Origin of the sequence: Paenibacillus sp. SYP-B3998 (assembly GCF_010820665.1) — a bacterium.
Lineage (GTDB): Bacteria > Bacillota > Bacilli > Paenibacillales > NBRC-103111 > Paenibacillus_E.
Map to the genome: position 1 here is coordinate 323,095 of NZ_JAAIKC010000004.1, position 18,994 is coordinate 342,088.

The 18,994-nt window shown below is 46.1% G+C and carries 25 protein-coding genes; 15 read left to right on the forward strand and 10 right to left on the reverse strand.

Annotation, left to right across the window (positions count from 1 at the left end; genetic code table 11):
• Window positions 1–119: 119 nt before the first annotated feature.
• The 4 genes from tkt (at window position 120) to GK047_RS14245 (ending at window position 4,666) form a co-directional block, all read left to right on the forward strand.
• A complete protein-coding gene (tkt, locus tag GK047_RS14230; protein ID WP_163947573.1) occupies window positions 120–2,141 on the forward strand; it encodes a transketolase in 2,022 nt (673 codons plus the stop codon).
• An 82-nt stretch (window positions 2,142–2,223) separates the two neighbouring features.
• Window positions 2,224–2,541 (forward strand): pyrimidine/purine nucleoside phosphorylase, encoded by a 318-nt coding sequence (gene ppnP / locus GK047_RS14235; protein WP_163947576.1) that lies wholly within the window; start codon window positions 2,224–2,226, stop codon window positions 2,539–2,541.
• Window positions 2,542–2,784: 243 nt separating this feature from the next.
• Window positions 2,785–3,495, forward strand: a complete 711-nt coding sequence (locus GK047_RS14240; protein WP_163947578.1) for a Calx-beta domain-containing protein — start codon at window positions 2,785–2,787, stop codon at window positions 3,493–3,495.
• A gap of 85 nt (window positions 3,496–3,580) precedes the next feature.
• On the forward strand, window positions 3,581–4,666 hold the full coding sequence (locus GK047_RS14245; protein WP_240343971.1) for an RCC1 domain-containing protein: 1,086 nt from the start codon (window positions 3,581–3,583) through the stop codon (window positions 4,664–4,666).
• 251 nt (window positions 4,667–4,917) lie between these two features.
• Here the strand turns inward: GK047_RS14245 and GK047_RS14250 are convergent, their stop codons facing one another.
• Window positions 4,918–6,207: an NAD(P)-binding domain-containing protein gene (locus GK047_RS14250; protein WP_163947584.1), complete on the reverse strand. Its 1,290-nt coding sequence runs from the start codon at window positions 6,205–6,207 to the stop codon at window positions 4,918–4,920.
• A gap of 125 nt (window positions 6,208–6,332) precedes the next feature.
• Here GK047_RS14250 and GK047_RS14255 point away from each other — a divergent pair, with 125 nt between their 5' ends.
• From GK047_RS14255 to GK047_RS14300, 10 genes are all read left to right on the forward strand, one after another.
• Window positions 6,333–7,688, forward strand: coding sequence for a glucose-6-phosphate isomerase (locus GK047_RS14255; RefSeq protein ID WP_163947587.1), 1,356 nt, complete (start codon window positions 6,333–6,335; stop codon window positions 7,686–7,688).
• A 155-nt stretch (window positions 7,689–7,843) separates the two neighbouring features.
• Window positions 7,844–8,482, forward strand: coding sequence for a YigZ family protein (locus GK047_RS14260; RefSeq protein ID WP_163947590.1), 639 nt, complete (start codon window positions 7,844–7,846; stop codon window positions 8,480–8,482).
• Between the two features lie 55 nt (window positions 8,483–8,537).
• Window positions 8,538–9,182, forward strand: coding sequence for a TetR/AcrR family transcriptional regulator (locus tag GK047_RS14265; RefSeq protein WP_163947593.1), 645 nt, complete (start codon window positions 8,538–8,540; stop codon window positions 9,180–9,182).
• 211 nt (window positions 9,183–9,393) lie between these two features.
• Window positions 9,394–10,191: an amino acid ABC transporter substrate-binding protein gene (locus GK047_RS14270; RefSeq protein ID WP_163947596.1), complete on the forward strand. Its 798-nt coding sequence runs from the start codon at window positions 9,394–9,396 to the stop codon at window positions 10,189–10,191.
• 13 nt (window positions 10,192–10,204) lie between these two features.
• Window positions 10,205–10,885, forward strand: a complete 681-nt coding sequence (locus tag GK047_RS14275) for an amino acid ABC transporter permease (protein ID WP_163947599.1) — start codon at window positions 10,205–10,207, stop codon at window positions 10,883–10,885.
• A 15-nt stretch (window positions 10,886–10,900) separates the two neighbouring features.
• On the forward strand, window positions 10,901–11,647 hold the full coding sequence (locus GK047_RS14280) for an amino acid ABC transporter ATP-binding protein (RefSeq protein ID WP_163947602.1): 747 nt from the start codon (window positions 10,901–10,903) through the stop codon (window positions 11,645–11,647).
• 139 nt (window positions 11,648–11,786) lie between these two features.
• Window positions 11,787–12,011 (forward strand): DUF1128 domain-containing protein, encoded by a 225-nt coding sequence (locus tag GK047_RS14285; RefSeq protein ID WP_163947606.1) that lies wholly within the window; start codon window positions 11,787–11,789, stop codon window positions 12,009–12,011.
• A 175-nt stretch (window positions 12,012–12,186) separates the two neighbouring features.
• Window positions 12,187–12,504: a hypothetical protein gene (locus GK047_RS14290; protein ID WP_346010340.1), complete on the forward strand. Its 318-nt coding sequence runs from the start codon at window positions 12,187–12,189 to the stop codon at window positions 12,502–12,504.
• A gap of 235 nt (window positions 12,505–12,739) precedes the next feature.
• Complete coding sequence (locus GK047_RS14295) at window positions 12,740–12,982, forward strand: spore germination protein (RefSeq protein ID WP_163947609.1); 243 nt, start codon at window positions 12,740–12,742, stop codon at window positions 12,980–12,982.
• Window positions 12,983–12,991: 9 nt separating this feature from the next.
• Entirely contained in the window at window positions 12,992–13,261 is a 270-nt protein-coding gene (locus GK047_RS14300) for a spore germination protein (RefSeq protein WP_163947612.1), read from the forward strand.
• A gap of 4 nt (window positions 13,262–13,265) precedes the next feature.
• Here GK047_RS14300 and GK047_RS14305 read toward each other — a convergent pair whose 3' ends face one another.
• The 7 genes from GK047_RS14305 to GK047_RS14335 all read right to left on the reverse strand — a co-directional run bounded on the left by GK047_RS14305 (window position 13,266) and on the right by GK047_RS14335 (window position 16,894).
• Window positions 13,266–13,619 carry a hypothetical protein gene (locus tag GK047_RS14305; RefSeq protein ID WP_240343953.1) on the reverse strand — a complete coding sequence of 118 codons (354 nt, stop codon included), beginning with the start codon at window positions 13,617–13,619 and terminating at the stop codon, window positions 13,266–13,268.
• Complete coding sequence (locus GK047_RS14310) at window positions 13,619–14,131, reverse strand: hypothetical protein (RefSeq protein WP_163947614.1); 513 nt, start codon at window positions 14,129–14,131, stop codon at window positions 13,619–13,621. Before GK047_RS14310 ends, GK047_RS14305 begins: the two co-directional genes overlap by 1 nt.
• 5 nt (window positions 14,132–14,136) lie before the next feature.
• Window positions 14,137–14,355: a hypothetical protein gene (locus tag GK047_RS14315; protein WP_163947616.1), complete on the reverse strand. Its 219-nt coding sequence runs from the start codon at window positions 14,353–14,355 to the stop codon at window positions 14,137–14,139.
• A gap of 108 nt (window positions 14,356–14,463) precedes the next feature.
• The gene (locus tag GK047_RS14320; protein ID WP_163947619.1) at window positions 14,464–14,907 is read right to left on the reverse strand and encodes an Hsp20/alpha crystallin family protein; all 444 of its coding nucleotides are present in this window, start codon (window positions 14,905–14,907) and stop codon (window positions 14,464–14,466) included.
• 105 nt (window positions 14,908–15,012) lie between these two features.
• Window positions 15,013–15,303 (reverse strand): alpha/beta-type small acid-soluble spore protein, encoded by a 291-nt coding sequence (locus tag GK047_RS14325; protein ID WP_163947622.1) that lies wholly within the window; start codon window positions 15,301–15,303, stop codon window positions 15,013–15,015.
• 138 nt (window positions 15,304–15,441) lie between these two features.
• The gene (locus tag GK047_RS14330) at window positions 15,442–15,888 is read right to left on the reverse strand and encodes a GtrA family protein (protein ID WP_163947892.1); all 447 of its coding nucleotides are present in this window, start codon (window positions 15,886–15,888) and stop codon (window positions 15,442–15,444) included.
• A gap of 4 nt (window positions 15,889–15,892) precedes the next feature.
• Window positions 15,893–16,894 (reverse strand): glycosyltransferase, encoded by a 1,002-nt coding sequence (locus GK047_RS14335; RefSeq protein WP_163947625.1) that lies wholly within the window; start codon window positions 16,892–16,894, stop codon window positions 15,893–15,895.
• Window positions 16,895–17,076: 182 nt separating this feature from the next.
• Here GK047_RS14335 and GK047_RS14340 point away from each other — a divergent pair, with 182 nt between their 5' ends.
• Window positions 17,077–18,336, forward strand: a complete 1,260-nt coding sequence (locus GK047_RS14340) for a mannosyltransferase family protein (RefSeq protein ID WP_163947628.1) — start codon at window positions 17,077–17,079, stop codon at window positions 18,334–18,336.
• A 61-nt stretch (window positions 18,337–18,397) separates the two neighbouring features.
• Here GK047_RS14340 and GK047_RS29680 read toward each other — a convergent pair whose 3' ends face one another.
• Window positions 18,398–18,505 (reverse strand): YjcZ family sporulation protein, encoded by a 108-nt coding sequence (locus GK047_RS29680; RefSeq protein WP_240343954.1) that lies wholly within the window; start codon window positions 18,503–18,505, stop codon window positions 18,398–18,400.
• A 163-nt stretch (window positions 18,506–18,668) separates the two neighbouring features.
• The gene (locus GK047_RS14345) at window positions 18,669–18,974 is read right to left on the reverse strand and encodes an ArsR/SmtB family transcription factor (RefSeq protein ID WP_163947631.1); all 306 of its coding nucleotides are present in this window, start codon (window positions 18,972–18,974) and stop codon (window positions 18,669–18,671) included.
• Window positions 18,975–18,994: the final 20 nt, after the last annotated feature.

The following is an 18,994-nucleotide window of genomic DNA, read 5'->3' on the forward strand; positions in this document are numbered from 1 at the left end:
TTAGTGGTTTATTGTGGCAAAGCCTCAAAGCAAATGGTACAATTATTCATGTTAGTGAAACCATTTGTAAGTACGAAATAAGCGAATATCAACTGCAAGAATATAGGAGGGTATGTTCAGTGACAGTATCAAACAAAACAATCGAACAACTTGCCGTCGATACGATCCGCACATTGGGTATCGATGCTGTAGAGAAAGCGAACTCAGGCCATCCCGGTATGGTAATGGGAGCTGCGCCAATGGCTTATGTCCTGTGGAAGCAGCACATGAAGCACAATCCAGCTAATCCTAAATGGATCAACCGCGACCGTTTTGTTCTTTCGGCAGGACATGGATCTATGTTGTTATATAGCTTGCTTCATCTGTGCGGGTATGACCTGCCGATGGATGAGATTAAGAACTTCCGTCAATGGGGCAGCAAGACGCCTGGGCATCCAGAATACGGTCACACGCCGGGTGTTGATGCGACAACGGGTCCGCTTGGACAAGGTGTTGGTATGGCAGTTGGTATGGCTATGGCAGAAGCACACCTGAGAGAGACTTATAATAAAGAGAATTTCCCTGTAATCGATCATTACACGTATGCGATTTGTGGCGATGGCGATATGATGGAAGGTGTTTCATCAGAAGCCGTTTCTTTGGCTGGTCACCTGAAGCTTGGTAAGCTGATCATGATGTATGATTCCAACGATATCTCGCTAGATGGCGAATTAAATATGGCTTTCTCCGAAAACGTCCAAAAGCGCTTTGAAGCTTATGGCTGGCAAGTGCTGCGTGTAGAAGAGCAGAACGATCTAGCGGCAATTTCCAAAGCGTTGGCAGAAGCGAAAGCTGATACAACGCGTCCGACATTAATTGAAGTGAAAACGACAATCGGTTTCGGAAGCCCGAACAAAGGCGGCAAAGGCGGACATGTTGGACCTCACGGATCACCGCTGGGTGGCAACGAAGTGAAGCTGACCAAGCAAGCGTACGGTTGGCCTGAAGATCCGGACTTCTTAGTACCGGATGAAGTAAGATCGCACTATGCAGAAGTGCAAGCCGAAGGTACGAAAGCGGAGCAGGCTTGGAGCGATTTGCTGGCAAATTACATCAAAGCGTATCCAGAGCTGGGCAACCAATTTACGATGGCAGTAAGCAATGAACTTCCGGCTGGTTGGGATGCAGAACTTCCTGTATACACAACTTCGGACAAGCCGCTTGCAACCCGCGCTGCCTCCGGCAACGCAATCAATGCAATTGCAGGCAAGCTGCCGCAATTGATCGGCGGCTCCGCTGACCTTGCAAGCTCGAATAACACGATGATCAAAGGCGAGTCCAACTATAGCGCCAGCAACTATGCGGGTCGTAACTTGTGGTTTGGTGTACGTGAGTTCGGTATGGGTACAGCAATGAATGGGATGGCTCTTCATGGCGGAGTCAAAGTATACGGAGCGACTTTCTTCGTATTCTCTGATTACCTGCGTGCTTCCATTCGTCTGGCTGCTCTTATGCAGTTGCCTGTGATCTACGTCTTGACCCACGACAGTATCGCTGTCGGTGAAGACGGACCGACACACGAGCCGATCGAGCAATTACCTGCGTTGCGTGTTATTCCAGGGATTACGGTTATTCGTCCGGCGGATGCGAACGAAACATCCGAAGCATGGCGTTATGCGCTTTCCCAAGCTAACGGGCCTGTTGCACTTGTGCTTACGCGTCAGAATTTGCCGATTCTCGAAGGTGCCGTAGAAGGCGCTAAAGCTAACCTGAGCAAAGGCGCATATGTCGTTTCCGACGCTGCGAGCGGCAAGCCAGATGCCCAAATCCTTGCCACTGGCTCAGAAGTGCAGCTAGCTGTCGCGGCTCAGAAATTACTGCAAGCTGAAGGCATTCAAGTACGCGTTGTTAGCATGCCGAGCTTGGAGCTGTTCGAGAAGCAATCCCAGGCTTACAAAGATTCAGTTATTTTACCGGAAGTCAAGAAACGTCTTGCCGTCGAAATGGCGTATCCGCTAGGTTGGGAACGTTATGTGGGAGACCAAGGATCAATTCTAGGCATCTCAACCTTTGGTGCCTCCGCGCCTGGAGATCTAGTTCTGAAAGAGTATGGGTTCTCGCCTGAGAACGTCGTGGCCAGAGTGAAAGCTCTGCTGCAATAGCAATGAAATGAATAGGGCGCACCTTCGAGTGCGCTTGTCATCATACATCATTCATTATTCATTTAGAGGGGGACCTAAACGGATGTCCAGCTTTGAAAATGTAACGGTATTAACGAAAGCGAACATTTATTACGACGGTAAAGTAACAAGCCGTACAGTTCAGTTCGCAGACGGTACGAAGAAAACACTCGGTATTCTAATGCCGGGGGAGTATGAATTCGGTACAGAACTCAAGGAGATCATGGAGATTCAAGCGGGAGAACTTAACGTCTTGCTTCCGGGCAGCAGCGAGTGGATTACGATTAATGGCCAAGGTGAATTTACAGTCCCTGCCAATGCGAAATTCAAGCTCGAAGTAAAAACCGTTAGCGACTATATTTGTTCCTACATTAGCGAATAATTCTAGATGTGTTAAAAAGGGTGTCTTTTAAGTAGCGTTTGCTATTTAATCGACACTCTTTTTTTTGTATGGAGGCACCTCATCGTTAAATAGAAAAATAGCTTGATAACAACAGCTGGTTAGCTCTTATTCGACAAAAAAATAGTGTAAATTAGTCAGATTAACAGCCCCAGAAGACTATTCCTGTGATGCCCAATTATATCTATGATTAGGAAAGCATAGAATGAGGAGGTTTAATAATTGATGGCTCTTATTCATAAAAGATTAGCTTTTGTTTTTTTCACCGTCGCAGCACTGCTTACCTTCCTGCTCCCGGCAAGCGCATCGGCAGAGGAAAAAGTTATCTGGTACGATCCTTCACCGCAGCAAGTATTTAAGAGTGAGGAGCTTCAGACCATGGTTGTTATTCATTATGATGTTTCGAAGGTAACTTTAGAAGTTGAGGGACGCTCTACCGCACTGGAGGTCAGTAGTTCAATTCCTGAAAATCAGACGTACTGGTACTCGGGGAAATTATCGTTAGCAGGTATGCAAAACGGTCAGAAGCAGATAAAGCTGAAGGTCACCTCTCAGTCTGGTGAAATCATTGAGCAGGAGCGGACAATTTTTTATGAAAACAAACAACGCGTGGAGTTTGAGAATGCCTCGCAAATGGTTGATGAAGAGTCGGGCCAAGCGGTGGTTAAAGTTGTTCGTAAAAACGGCAGTAGTGGCGTATTAACGGTAAAGTACATGACGATAGGTGGGACAGCTCAATCAGGGAAAGATTTCGTGCCTGTGCAAGGTGTTTTAGCATTTGCGTCTGGTGAAACAAGCAAAACAATACGAATAAAGCTGCTGGATGATTCAATAAAAGAAATGGAGACATTTCGCTTATCTTTGTATGAACCTTCGAGCGCTTGCGCTCTAGGAGATTTCCCCACGAAAACTCTTATCCTTAAAGATAGAGATTAAAATATACGCGTCCCAATCAAACAATCACATCACATGCTGATCGCTTATGCATAAAATGATATGAAAAGGAGATGGTAGAGTGAATATGAAATTAGAACCTCGTTTTAGTGATCAAGGCGTGGGGGGAAGCCACTCCTTGCTCCTGTATTCGGATGGCACGGTTTGGTCTATGGGCGTTAATAACTTTGGGCAGCTCGGCGATGGAACGACCCAAAATCATTCATTGCCCCAACTTGTCTCAGGGGTTTCTAATGTTCTAGCCGTTAGTTCAGGCACAACTTTCTCGCTGGCACTTCAAGCGGATGGAACGGTTTGGGGATGGGGAGATAATGGCTCGGGTCAGCTTGGTGACGGAACGACGATTAAGAAAGCAAAGCCAGTACAAGTGACGGGGCTTTCTGAGGTTGCTGCAATCAGTTCTAGCAACGCGCATTCAGCCGCTCTTAAATCGGACGGCACCGTGTGGGCGTGGGGGAATAACGGTTCGGGTGAAATTGGTGATGGAACCACGACCTCAAGAAGCAAACCCGTGCAAGTTGCTGGACTTTCCAATGTGATTGCGATCACATGCGGAAACTATCATTCGGTTGCTCTTAAATCAGATGGGACGGTATGGGTTTGGGGTAGCAATATTTTTGGACAATTGGGAGACGGAACCAAAATCAATCAATCCAAACCTAAACGAGTTGCAAAACTTTCAAATATAGCTGCAATAAATGCGGGCATCGGGCATACACTAGCTGTTAAATTGGATGGCACGGTGTGGGCTTGGGGTGACAACAGCTCTGGGCAATTGGGAGACGGAACCAAAATCAAACGAACATCGGTCATACAAGTACCAAGGCTATCTGGCTTCTCATCTGTTGGAGCAGGTGGTTACAGCTCTTTTGCACTAAACACGGACGGCAGCGTCTGGGCTTGGGGAAATAATGGCACAGGGCAGCTCGGCATCGGTACAGAAGAAGTAAGCGAATGTCCGACCCCAAAGAAGATTTTGATGGACGTACGGGTGATTAGTATGGAATCCAACCATTGGTTCGCTTTAAAAGAAGATCATAGCGTGTGGGCGTGGGGGAAAAATGAGTTTGGGCAACTAGGAGACGGTTCCATGGCTAAAAGAATCTCGCCTGCTGTTGTAGCAACGATACCTCCGATTTTGTATGAAAAATAAGGCTTAGCTCATCATATTCATCCAATCTGTCGTTTTATTGGGGGGTCAAGTAGAGATCATACATCGTGAACACAAGCAGTATTGCCCCCTTTTCAATGATTAATCGCTCGCAAAAGGATGTACATATTCCCTGAGGGAAAGTCGCGAATTTATATGTTCGATAAAGAGAGTTACTTGTTATTTGTGAAAAGCTGAAAGGGCTGATCTTAGTCATCTCGTGACATAAGCAGCCCTTTCAGCTTTATTTTGATTTATTGTGCAAGCTCGATTTTTTGTTCAATGTATTGTTCCAATTTAATGCGTACGTAAGGAGGCAAGCCAGATAGCATGCAGCCGTAATGGAATTGATCGCCGCTGGATTCAATGCGAATCACTCGAGCGGTAATCGGAGGTAAGTCCGCTTCCTTGGGGAAGTGGATGACGATAAACATATCTGCTGCAAGCGGGGAGTCGGATGTAATCTGGAGGCCGCTCTCGGACAAGTCAAAGAGTGTGCCATCAATGTTCTGTCCAGAGAAGGAGCCTTCCTGCTCCCACTGGTAGATGGACAGCTTGAGTTGAATGTCAAGCTTCACCCGAGTGTTGCGGCGACGTTCCCGACCCGAAAGAGGAGATGCCGACTTTTCCGTGGAACTGGCTATCTCCGCTTCATTGGGGCGAATAACCTCCTGCCCCATCCAATCTTCGTAGCATTGCACAACGGCGCTTAAATCCTCATCACCGAGGCCTTTGCTGAGGCCCATCTGGAATAAACCCGTTGCCGCATGCAGGAGCGGAGCAGGCAGTTGGAACTTGCCTGTCAATTCTTGCGCGAGCAAAAGATCCTTGAGCATTAGCTTCAATGAGAACTGATTGCTGAAATCACGATCAATGATTTTATTGCCCTTGAGTTCCGCTTGTCTGCTATTAGCTGAACCGAAGCTGACAATCTCAAGGAATTGGGCAGGATTCAGGCCTGCCTTCGTTGCTATGGCGAGACCTTCGGACAAGCCGATAAGATTAATGCCCACCATCGTGTTGTGGGCCAGCTTGGCATAAGAACCGGAACCCGACGGACCGAGATGAAGGATTTTACTGCCGAGTGCCGTGAATACATCCTGATGCTCGTCGAATACTTCCTTGTTTCCGCCAACCATGAAGGTCAGCGTGCCTGCTTCAGCAGCAGGCTTGCTGCCTGTGACAGGCGCGTCGAGGAAGTCGACATAGTGCGCTGCGAGTTCTTCAGCAAGCTTCTGACTCGTTAGGGGAGACACGGTGCTGCTGTCAATGATCGTGAGCGCAGGATGCAGACCGCTCAGAATGCCTTGGTCGCTGTAGAACGTCTCCAGCAGCGCAGCGTCATTACTGAGCATAGTGATGAGAACATCTGAACTTCGAGTCGCTTCCGCAGCGGTCAGGGCTGCCTCAGCACCCAGTAGGACCAGTTCGTCCGCTTTGTCAGCAGTTCGATTATATACGGTTACGGTATAACCTTTTTGAATCAGATTAGCAGCCATAGGTTTACCCATAGTGCCAAGTCCGATAAAGCCGATACGTTTCATGATAAATCACCTCAAGCTTCATTTTATCATGCGAAGTAAGCCCTGTGAATGCCTTCTTCGCTTGCATTTGAAGGGGCAAATAAGTATGCTAGGAAAAGGAAAAATACAGAGTTGGAGGAGAGCATATGAGTAAAAAGTTACATTTTGATTATAGTAAGGCCTTATCCTTTTTTTCGCAGCATGAGATTGATTATTTGTCTGGGCAAGTCAAGTTGGCGCACGATCAATTGCACAACAAGACTGGTGCTGGATCGGATTACTTAGGCTGGGTTGATCTTCCTGAAAATTATAATCGCGAGGAATTCGCTCGTATTCAAGCTTCCGCGAAGCAAATCCAATCGGACTCCGACGCGCTTGTCGTTATCGGAATCGGCGGTTCTTACCTTGGTGCACGCGCTGCTCTTGAAATGTTGTCCCACTCTTTCTATAACATTTTACCCAAAGATAAACGTAAAACACCTGAAATTTATTTCGTGGGAAATAACATCAGCTCTACCTATGTAACACACCTGCTTCAGCTCTTGGAAGGTAAAGACTTCTCCGTGAATGTCATTTCCAAGTCGGGGACAACGACGGAGCCTGCAATTGCTTTCCGTATTTTCCGTGAGCTTCTGGAGAAGAAATATGGCAAGGAAGCTGCGCGCAAACGCATTTACGCGACTACGGATCAAGAAAAGGGTGCTCTCAAAACACTTGCTAACGCAGAAGGTTACGAGTCCTTCGTTATTCCTGATGATGTAGGCGGTCGCTATTCCGTGCTTACAGCCGTTGGTTTGCTGCCTATCGCGGCAGCTGGCATCGATATTGAAGCGATCATGAAAGGCGCAGCCGATGCGCAGCAAGAATTCTCTAATCCTAACCTAAGCGAGAATCTGAGTTATCAATACGCAGCTGTGCGTAACTCCCTGTATCGCAAAGGCAAAGCCATTGAAATTCTTGTGAACTATGAACCATCGCTGCATTTCGTTTCGGAGTGGTGGAAACAGCTCTTCGGCGAAAGTGAAGGCAAGGATAACAAGGGGATCTACCCTGCTTCTGTAGACTTTTCTACGGATCTGCATTCCATGGGCCAATTTGTCCAGGAAGGCAATCGAATCTTGTTCGAAACGGTCATTCAGGTCGATCAAGTGGCGGATCATATCACCATTGGAACCGACGCCGACAATTTGGACGGGCTGAACTTCCTAAGCGGGGAAACGATGGACTTCGTTAATAAGAAAGCTTTCCAAGGCACGATGCTTGCGCATACGGATGGAGGCGTTCCTAATCTGATCGTCACACTGCCGGATCTGACGCCTTATACCTTCGGATATATGGTCTATTTCTTTGAAAAAGCGTGCGGAATCAGCGGTTACCTGTTGGGTGTCAATCCGTTCGACCAACCTGGCGTTGAAGCCTATAAAAAGAACATGTTTGCTCTCTTGGGCAAACCCGGCTACGAAAAAGAAAAAGCAGAGCTGGAAGCTCGCTTACAGCAATAGGTTACAGTAAACATACCGGAAAAACGATCTCTCCTATCGGATTGGTCGTTTTTCCATTATTTGTGTGGTAAATTTTCTTTCCATATTGTCGAAGTGAACTGATGTGTGTAGAATGAATTGAAACAGATGTTTCCTTCTACCAAGAAAGGTCGGCTATGCTAGCTCATTTCAAAACCATCCAATCGTATGGATCGTCGGAAATCATCATCAAGAAGTCACGTTTCATCGGCCACGCGAAGCCGGTAGAATCAGAGGAAGAAGCGATCCATTTCATTGATGCAATCAAGAAGCAGCACAGCGCGGCGACGCATAACTGCTCCGCTTACGTTATCGGAGAGAGGGACCAGATTCAGAAGCAATCTGATGACGGAGAACCAAGCGGAACAGCAGGCAAGCCGATACTGGAAGTGATTAAGCATCAAGGGCTCAAAAATATAGCAGTTGTTGTTACTCGTTATTTCGGCGGCATTATGCTTGGCGCGGGCGGACTCATTCGTGCATATACGGATGGAGCCGTGATAGGCATTGAAGCAGCTCAGCCGATCTACAAGGTCAATCACCGGGAAGTAATGGTGGAGGTCGATTACACGTGGTACGGCAAGCTCGAGAATGAGCTCAGAAATCGGGGTATGCTGCTAGGAGACATTCAGTTCACGGATAAAGTGACTGTGACCTGTTATCCATTAGAGGTAGAAGCAGATTCATTTGTTAGTTGGGCGACAGATGTTACACAAGGTCAAGGAAGTATTGTCGTAGGAGAGAGTGAATACAGGATACATAAGGACCTGCCATAACGGCGGGTTCTCATAAAACACAATTTCATACAGCTGAGGATGCGGAGGAATTGATATGGCGAGAAAAGCAGTCACGCAAGAGCTTAGTAGAGAGCGAATACTTGCGGAAGCGCGGGATTTATTCAATACTTTTGGCTATCGCGCTTTAACGATGCGCAGCATCGCAAAAGCAATGGGGTACAGCCACGGTGCGTTATATTATCATTTTAACGAAAAAGCAGAGTTGTTTTATGCGTTAATCAAGGATGATTTCGCAATGCTGCTGCAACGTCAACGGGAAATGGTGCTGCGTGAACACGGCTTCAGTGCGAACCTGCTGCAGAAGCTCATGCTGGAGTTCATCTGGTTTGGCTTAAGCAATCCGAATCACTATGAAATGATGTTCATGATTAATGAACCTGAGCTTCAACAATATTCCCGCACGGAACAAGCGCAGTGCTTAGAAATGTTCGCCATCGTCCTCAGACAGGTGCTTGCTGGTCAACCAGGGATTGAGAACAGGAAGTATACGCTTCCCTGGAATGTGTTTATGTCTCTGCACGGCCTTATTTCGTACTGCATTCAATTCAAAGTTACCTATGAGGAAGCGCGCAAGCTGGCCGAGGAGCAAGTTCAACTCATTTGCGAGAGTTTGAATCTAGGTTCGATCGAGCAGCAGCTACGCCCTCATGTTACATTGCTCAGCACAGAATCGGCATAAGCGACTCCTATTGGAATTCCATATATATAACTTTTTAAGAACCTCTACTCCCACTTTGATGTGGGTTGGAGGTTCTTATTTTTAACCCTCTAAGTTCTGACACCTCTGTGCAATAATCGAAATCCTCTTGGGAACAATAGATGAGACAGGAATGAACCTTTTTTTAAAAAATAGACTGCTCAATTATGCCAGTACACCGGAGGGAAACAAGATGGTTAGGAAAAAAGTTATCGCGATGTTCCTTGTTTCGTTTATTTTGCTGTTATTAATGGGATGCACCGCTAATAAAGGGAAACAAGCTGGAGACAGCGCTGCGCCCTCTGCGCAAGCCAAAAAGGAGATCGCGATCGGTACAGAAGGAACCTACGCCCCCTTTACATTTCATGATAAAAACGGGACATTAACCGGCTTTGATGTTGAAATGGCGGAAGAAGTTTGTAAGCGAATGGGTGTCACTCCTCGGTTTATTGAAACCAAGTGGGATGGCATGATTGCAGGTCTTGATGCGAAACGGTATGACATGGTTGCCAATGAAGTGGCAGTTCGTACGGACCGCTTGGAGAAGTATGACATGTCGGATCCTTATATCATTTCGCGTGGCGTGCTCGTGGTTCATTCAAACAACAATGCGATCAAGTCTTTAGATGATTTGAAAGGTAAGAAGGTGGGTCAATCGTTAGATAGTAATTATCGCAAAATAGCCGAAGATCACGGAGCGGTCAATACGGTGGTTGATGGATTTAACCAAGCCATTGATCTCATTACATCCGGGAGAATCGATGCGACGATCAACGATAGCCTTTCTTATTTGGACCTCAAAAAGCAGCGTCCTGATTTGCCGATCAAAACCGTTTATGAAGAAGCTGACGCAACAAGCAATGCTTTCTTGTTTCGCAAGGGCAGCAATGAACTCGTGAAGCAAGCTAATAAGGCTCTTGCGGATATGAAAAGCGATGGCACCTACCTAAAGATTTCTCAAAAATGGTTTAATTCAGACGTTTCCAAGTGAAGGACTAGATCCAATGACAACAGAACGCATGGAACGAGTTATGGGAATCCTCGGCGATTCCTTTTTTCCTATTTTAGAAGCAGGGTTATCTTATACGATTCCGCTTAGCCTGATCGCCTTTGTGCTTGGACTTAGTTTAGCCTTAGTGACGGCTCTTGCTCGATTATCAGGCTTCAAACCCCTAGTAGCTATGGCTCAGTTCTATGTTTGGTTATTTCGTGGTACGCCATTGCTGGTTCAACTGTTTATTCTCTTCTACGGTTTGCCTAGTCTTGGAATTACGCTAGATCCCTTTCCAGCCGCAGTTATTGGATTTACCCTTAACAAAGGCGCTTACAGCTCTGAAATTATCCGGGCAGCGATTTTGTCTATTCCCAAAAGCCAAAGGGATGCTGCTTACTCGATAGGCATGACCAGCTCGCAGGCAATGCGACGTATTATTTTACCACAGGCGGTTCGGGTATCCATTCCGCCATTAGGCAACTCCTTTATTAGTCTAGTTAAGGATACATCCTTAGCAGCGACCATCACCGTTACGGAGATGTTTCAGAAAGGCCAGCAGATCGCTGCAGTAACGTACGAACCTTTGTGGCTTTATATGGAGGTGGCCGTTATTTATTTGTTGTTCAGTACGTTGCTTTCACAGATCCAAGCCAGACTTGAAAAGCGCTTTGAACGCAGTGTAGCAAAGTAAAGGGGTCATTGATGTATGATTCAGATTGAAAAGTTACATAAAGGTTTTCAGGGTACTCCCGTCTTGAACGGGATAGATTTAGCGGTTGAAAAAGGGAAGAATGTAGTGATAATCGGTCCCTCGGGATCTGGCAAAACAACGTTATTACGCTGCTTGAATTTGTTGGAAATCCCCGACAAAGGCAGCATTACTTTGGCCAATGCAAGACTCCTATTCACCGGGAGGCAGCAGTTAAATAATTCAGAGCTGATGGCAATCCGTAAACACACGGGAATGGTTTTTCAAAACTATAATTTGTTCCCCCATTTAACGGTAATTGAAAATATTATGGAGGGCCAGGTCATTGTATTGAAACGCTCCAAAAGCGATGCGCGTCGGAAGGCGTTGTCACTCTTAGAGAAAGTTGGTTTGGGGGGGAGCTCGGATAAGTATCCCCATCAGCTTTCGGGAGGGCAGCAACAACGCGTAGGCATAGCTCGGGCAATGGCGATAGATCCTGCGGTGCTATTATTTGATGAACCCACCTCAGCGCTTGACCCTGAGTTAGTGGGGGAAGTGCTTAAAGTGATCAAGGACTTGGCGAAAGAGGGATTAACGATGGTAATTGTTACTCATGAAATGGGGTTTGCCAAGGAAGTGGCAGATGAAGTGGTATTTATGGATCGCGGTATTATTGTTGAAAAGGGAACGCCACGGCATATTTTTGGGGAGTCTATGAATGAAAGGACCCTGCAGTTTTTGCGGAAGGCGAACGTGAAATAAAGAGGGTCATTCTATGTTAGAATAGCCAGGACACCAACAAGGGAAGAGAAGTTTTGTTATTCTCTTTTACAAAACAACGCTGCTGCATTACAATAATGTACAGGTTGAACAAGGTGACGAGGAAGGATGACATAAAGCGATGGATTTGAGTACATGGTCGGAAGCTAATGTGGAATATATGTTTGAAGAAATTAAGAGAAAGTTGCGCATGGCGACAGGAGGATCGATTAAAGCCTCCAACGTCAAGCAAGAGGTTTATGAGGATTTGAAGGATTTATACGATTTGGTGGTTAGCAAAAATAATTTCAGCATTAGTGAAATTGATGCTATTACTTCCGAGCTGGGCAAGATTCGTAAAGCATAGAAGTCGTTATTAGCACTTATTAGAGCAGTCTCTTCGCATAGAAGGGGCTGTTTTTTATACGGCTAGATATTCGCCTGTTTTGCTGGGTAGTGGACAGCTATACAGGCGATACCACTTAATCAACCGTACACTGTAAAGCAATGTATCTCTGATTGTTTGAAGGAGGTGGACGTTCGTGGCAACTAAAATTCGCAAAGATGACGTTATGAAAATGGTCGGTCAACAAATTTTCGCTGTCAAAAAGGACGGAACGCGAGTTGCTGGTAAGTTGGTTCGCATTAGCGGCAACACATTAATCGTAGCTCCACAAAAGGGTAAAAAAGTTCAAACAAAAGCGATTATTCCTCTTGTTTTATTTGACTTGTTGGCTATCGGAACTGCGCCTTATGCATATGGTGGTGGATTTGGTTACGGTGGTGGCTTTGGCGGGTATCCTTACGGTGGGGGTAACTTCTACGGTGGAGGCTTCGGCGCTCCTGGTTTGTGGTTTTAATCGCCTACTCATAAGCGATGAGAAGGGGCTGTCTCTCAAGCAAAGAAATTTGCTTAGAGACAGCTTTTTGCATTGAAATAAATTTACTAACTAGGACAGTGATCCAGAGTAAGCTGCTGGCGTCGAAAATGCTCAAGTTTGTAGTTTCGGAACCATTCTTTCTCACGGTGAATAGGCTATGATACAGGTTTCCGAGGTAGGGGCTAGAACCCACCCGCAGACAGGAGTGAGCAGTATGCCGAGTTCTATAGTCTTCAATATGATTAATATTAATAATCAGAATACGAATGCGACGGTAGGGATCGGAGAGAATGCGCAATCCAGCTGGGATTCGCACAGCAAAAACAATTACGGTACAGGTGAATTTATCGGTTTCTCCGTATCGGCTAATATTGTGAACTTTATTTATGATAATGATTTTATCGATGCACCTATTAATGACCAAGACTTTAAGCCAGCAGTAAATAACCAAGCATAGGTGAGAGCCATGGGGAGAAATTCAGCTGAATTAACCGTGTTAAACCCGCCGCTCATTCAATTCGATTCAATTCATGTCAATGAGATATCAAGTGGGTCCGGTATATTTATTGGAACCAATTTGCAGGTGTATTGGTCCACAAGCAGCAAACAAAATAGCGGGCTGGGCTCCGTAAGCGGAGATTATAATGTTGTGCAGCATAACATGAATACCGTCTACGACAACGATGTTATTGACGCTCCTTACACGAAGGGGGACTTCATCGTCGGCCGTGTGTAGAAGCTTACTCGACAGTCGCAGAATCTGTTTGATGCGTGTGCTTATCTTGCGCGGCTTGTGTGTGTGAGCCGAAGCCAGCAGCTTGTGCTTGAGCTGTAATCATATCCTTTAACCAATCTGGCGTTTCGCCATCGCCTACATTAAGCATATCGAGGAAATCCGAATCGTTGAGCATGGAACGTGTGCCGACAAGCTGATTATTATCACCTTCGACAGCGCCAAATCCTTGGACGGTCTTCTGGTTGCTTTGGAAATCCGTCGGCCAGTTATTGCCCATATTGATACAAGATGCGCTTTCTACAGATCCGATTCGGATCGAACCGATGACGAAAGTTGGCGACATAAAGGATGACATCATCAAACACCTCCTGTTGACTTCGATTGAGGGGTATATCGATACCCTGTAGATGTCCGCTCTGTGCCAGGAGAGGGCGTACCGGACGTTTCTTGTGAGAAAGATTCTCTTCTTTTTATATCCTTGGCCATGTCAGTTGTGGCTTTGCCGGTATGAACGGAAGCTGGCGTTTTTTGTGTAGTCGCGCTTGATTTGTTCATGGCTTCATCAACTTGCGGCGATTTGCTGTTGGGTTGGGCTCCGAAATTATTGCCTAAATTCAAGGAGCCGCTTAGTTCTTTAATATCAAGCTGATCTAAGCGGAAGGTCAGATTCTCTAGGACGGGCTGATGAATATGTAGGGTATCAATGCGTATTTCAGGACGTTTAGCAGTGAGGCTGGCTATGTGTTCCTCCAGCAGCTGTAACCGAAGTTCCAATTGCTGAACGGAAGGATTCGGGGCCGTGGGAGAAGATGGCTGCTGCGCTTGGGAAGGGCGTGGAGGAGGTTTATGTTTCTGAAACCACAATCCCATCTTGCTCAGCTCTTTCGTTTGGTTTGGAAGACATCCAGGACGTCCTCATCTTGGACAAGATATTTACCGCCTATGATTACATTATGTTCGCCCTTCATCTCACCCAATCCCTGATTGCTCTTTAGCGAATGACGCCTCCCGATGATCCGATTCGTACCTTTATTCACACTGGACGATTCTGCGATTGCATCGATTTGAATGGATGGAAAGTAGATGCGCACCATTGTTATCCCTCCCGTATCCTTGTTGGTTCCTTCTATTTATATGGGGACAAAGGGAGTTTCATTTCTATTATTTCATAAACAAATAACGTTCAGCTTCAAAGCTGAACGTTACGTGAATTGAATCGGAATCTGCTTCTCTCCATCAGGAGGAGCAAGCGGGATTCGAATGATGAGCAGACCGTTATGATAACGGGCGTGCATCTGCTCGGTAATTGCTCGGCCAGGCAGACGAAGGGTTCTTTCAAAAGACCCGAAAAACCGCTCTGACAACAGCATTTGTTGATCAAGTACATGATAGGGACGCACGAGCGTCCCACGCATGAGTAACGATTGATCACGGAAAGAGAGCTGGATCTGTTCGGGTGAGGACAGTCCCGGAACTTCAGCTACAACGACGAGTTCTTGAGGCGTCTCATACATATCGACCCTAGGCCCGGTGAGGGGAATCACACTGGCAATATCCTGCCAGAATTCAGGCCCGAGTACATCGCTAGCTTGTGCCGTCAACCCTTTCCAACCTGACTTGGGCGAACGGTTGCCACTTTGATTCAACGGGCATCACCTGACTTCTATATGCAAAATAGCGCTAAAAGCTGCTTGCTACTAGCTTATGTAAGCCTGCCTTGGAATATGGCACACCATTCCTCTGTTAGCCAATCACTGCCGCGGTTGTTGTTCTAATAGCTGCTGCTGTGCCATGCGCACAAGCTCCCGAACCATCGCGCCTCCGATCGGACCGCCGATCTTGCCAGCGTCCTCAGCGCGCAGCTGCCCGTTATACCCGGGTTGCAGCGGTACGCCTAGCGTTCGGGCTACTTCGTATTTGACCAGATCTGGACGATCTGGGTTAACATTGTAGCCTTGATCTTTCATCACTTGCGCCTTGAGTTGTCCCAAGCCCTGTTCGGAACCTGGAACCATCGCACGATTGCTTCTTCTTCGAGCCATTTTGGCATCACCTCGTATGGGATAAGATGAGTTAGGTTGCCCATTCTTGACAGAAATAACAACACGAGGCCAGTTGCTTGCGCGAAGAGAATCGTTATTAGCTGATGAAGAGGAGTAACGTTCAATCTTCTATTGGTGTTAATCTTCTTTCGATATATCGGATCCGAAGGTTCGGAATGTAAAGTATTTATGACCTAAATAATTACTAATGGTGTAAATGCCATTTCCCACTAAGATGGCGGCATTGTGAAGCAAGTCCGAGCGCAAGGTAGGGATAAGGGAAATCATCGCGCCTGCAAGCAACCAACTTGTCCCATACGAGAGACCGTAGCAGCTCAAGATGACGAGAGCGAATTTCCACCAGCTGCTCTGCACACTGACCTTGGAACGGAATGTAAATGTACGATTAAGCGTGTAACTGACCATGGCGCCGATGATATTTCCGGTAAAGGTAGACATCCAGTAATTAAGATGCAGGAAGTTAAATAGCACGAAGCTGGCTGTGAGCCCAACCAACGTATTAAACAGGCCTACAAGTAGGAAACGGCCAAAGCTGCTTGTGATCCAAATTCGAAGTGTGCCCATCAAGTTAGCGGCCTGCCGATGAGGCTTGGACAGGTCGTTTCGTTAGTTCCTGCTCGGTTGTTGTCAACTCTTTTTCAATGACGAAGAGCGGACGATGCTTCACTTCTTTGTATATTTTTCCAATATATTCTCCGATTAATCCTATTGCGAGCAATTGAATCCCCCCGATAAACCAGACGGATAAAATGAGCGATGTCCAACCAGTGACATTAGCCCCCATGATTTTACCGATAATCGCATACACCGCTGCCACGACACTAAGAGCAAACAGAAGAAAGCCCATCATGGTGACGAAACGGATCGGCGTGACACTGAACGATGTAATGCCATCGAAAGCAAAGGCGAGCATCTTTTTGAACGGATATTTCGATTCTCCAGCGAAGCGTTCTTTGCGGTCATAGTAGACCTTGGTCGATGGGAAGCCAAGCAAAGGCACCATGCCGCGAAGAAAGAGATTTACCTCCTGGAATTTCTCAAGCTGATCTAGCGTGCGACGGCTCATCAAGCGGAAGTCTGCGTGATTGTAGTGAATTTTCACACCCATTGAAGTCATCAGCTTATAAAAACCTTGGGCGGTCGCCCGTTTAAAGAAAGTATCCGCAGAGCGGTCTTGCCTTACGCCATAAACGACATCATAGCCTTCATGGAATTTCACGATAAACTCACGAATCGCCTGCAGATCATCCTGCAAATCGGCATCGATCGACACCACGCAATCCGAGTATGATTTAGCTTTCATAAGCCCTGCCAGCAGTGCGCTTTGATGTCCGGCATTCCGGGCCAGCTTAAGACCGGTTACGAATGTATTGGAAGCATGGAAGCGTTCGATTAGCTCCCAGGTAGCATCTTTACTACCATCATCTACAAGCAGCATCGTGCTTGCATTTGAAATTAAATGATCCTGTATGAAAGAATTGAGTACGCCGCTGAGTTGGAAAATCGTTTCCGGCAATACTTCTTCTTCGTTGTAACAGGGGACCACAATGGTTAAAACGGGAGTAGCCACAATGCCTCGTCTCCATCCTGAAAAGGGAATAACTTGCAAAAAAAATGTTCAAGCCTAATTATAGCTTAAAGTAATCACAATATTAATACTTCTTTACAAACCCTTAACTTGGTATGAAAGGATAATTCCTGTAGATTGACAGAGAGGAGCTTATAAAAGTTAGTTAGGAAAAGGTGGAAGTCATGAAAACGGAAATGAACAAGAGGCAAATTCCGGTTCGAATTATTTTTTCGATCGTGCTGCTTGTGTTAATTAGCCGAGCCTTGCTGTTATTTACTGGTTACTTGGGTATGAATTTATTTAGCCAGTTTTCGGCGGTGCCAACCTACCAGCAGCATGCACCCGGGAGCCTGTCCGAATGGACGCTCAAGCTTCCTCAGGAATTGACTAGCACGAAGAAGCTAGAACTAGAGGATTTCATTAAGTTCGATACATACTCTTATCTGAAAATTGCGGCCGAAGGTTATGATCAGTACCGGATGGGGGAGGCGCATACAGCAGCAAATTGGGTGTTTTTTCCTCTGTATCCGCTCTTGATTTATTTGGTTGGTAAAGTTTTATGGATAAATCCAGCTATCATTGGCATGATCTTATCCAATTTATGCTTAATTGCCGCATTTGTGTACATGTACTTTATTGCTTTACAGCGCGGACTTAACGAACGCCAGGCACGAGCTGTTTTGCTGTTAGCTATCTGTTATCCAGCCTCGTTGTATTATTCTGTGCCATATACGGAAAGTTTGTTCTTGCTTCTATCAGCAGCATCGATTTATTACGCTGGGAATAAGCAGTATGCATGGGCATTTATTGCGGCCAGTTTATCAACAGTCACGAGGGTACCGGGTTTTGTGAATCTTTTCTTTGTCATAGGGACCATAGGTTTAAATGAAGGGTTGAAGTGGTCTTGGCGTTATGTTAAATGGGGAGCTTATAGTTTACTTTCCCTCGTCCCGATGGGCATTTTCTTGTTGCACATGAAAATTGTGTCAGGGGATGCACTCGCCCCTTTTCATGAACAAAGCTTACATTGGTTCAGGTATACGACGCAGCCTTTCAAAAATTATATCGGTTATTTACAGCAGCCGTATTTCAACACTTCGGATGGTTGGGATAACGGCTTTATTGCATTTACGCTTTCTACAGCCCTATTTCTTGTCTTTATCGTGTATTTCATTATGCATGTGAAGCGAATGTTGCGTGAGCGTCACGAGTTGTTGTTTTTCGTGTATGGCGTGCTGCTCATCGTTATCCCATTTTCCAGTCAACCGCTTTTTCTTGTTAGCGTGGTTCGTTATATGATGGTGAGTCTCCCGTTATACTATTATATCGTGACACTAACAAGCAAATGGGAGAGCGCACGCTTGTTTTATATCATGTTGTTTATGATCCTTCAGGTGATCATGACCATCGGTTATTTTAACGGCTACTACTTCGTTATTTAAGCATTTCTATGTAAACAAACGGCTGGGACGACATTCATCGCCTCAGCCGTTTTTATAATGATTACCAGCCAAATCCGAAAGTACTAAGAACGATAACTAAGAGGATGTATAAAACGAGGACTACAGCTGTGCTGGTGTAACCTACATTTGTTCCGCAACCACAACTCATGCTAATCCCTCCCTTCACAAGATTACTATATGTCACCCATCTAGCCGGAGTATGGATGGATGCCCTATTCCTACAAAATTATTAGTCAACGTGTCCACCTGACGCATGCCTAAGTACAAAAAAACACTTCCCCCTCTCCATGAGTTTCATGGTTGGAAAGTGTTTAGGTGTGCACTAATGGCAAGATGGTATCCAGAAGTCCTGGAAACCTGGCTTGCAGGTCTTCTCTGCGAAGGGAAGTATATCGTTGAGTCCCTTCGATGCGCGTGTGAACCAAGCCCGATTCACGCAATACCTTGAGATGATGAGAAAGGGTAGACTTAGGTATATCGCTTTCAATCGCTCCGCAGAACAGTTCACCATGGTCATGGAGACGTTTAATCACTCTAAGGCGTATTTCGTCACTTAAGGCATGTAGGATAGCGGATAATTCGAGATCATTTCTAGCAGGATGGAAGAGAGGTCTCATTGAAGGCATTCACCTGCCTG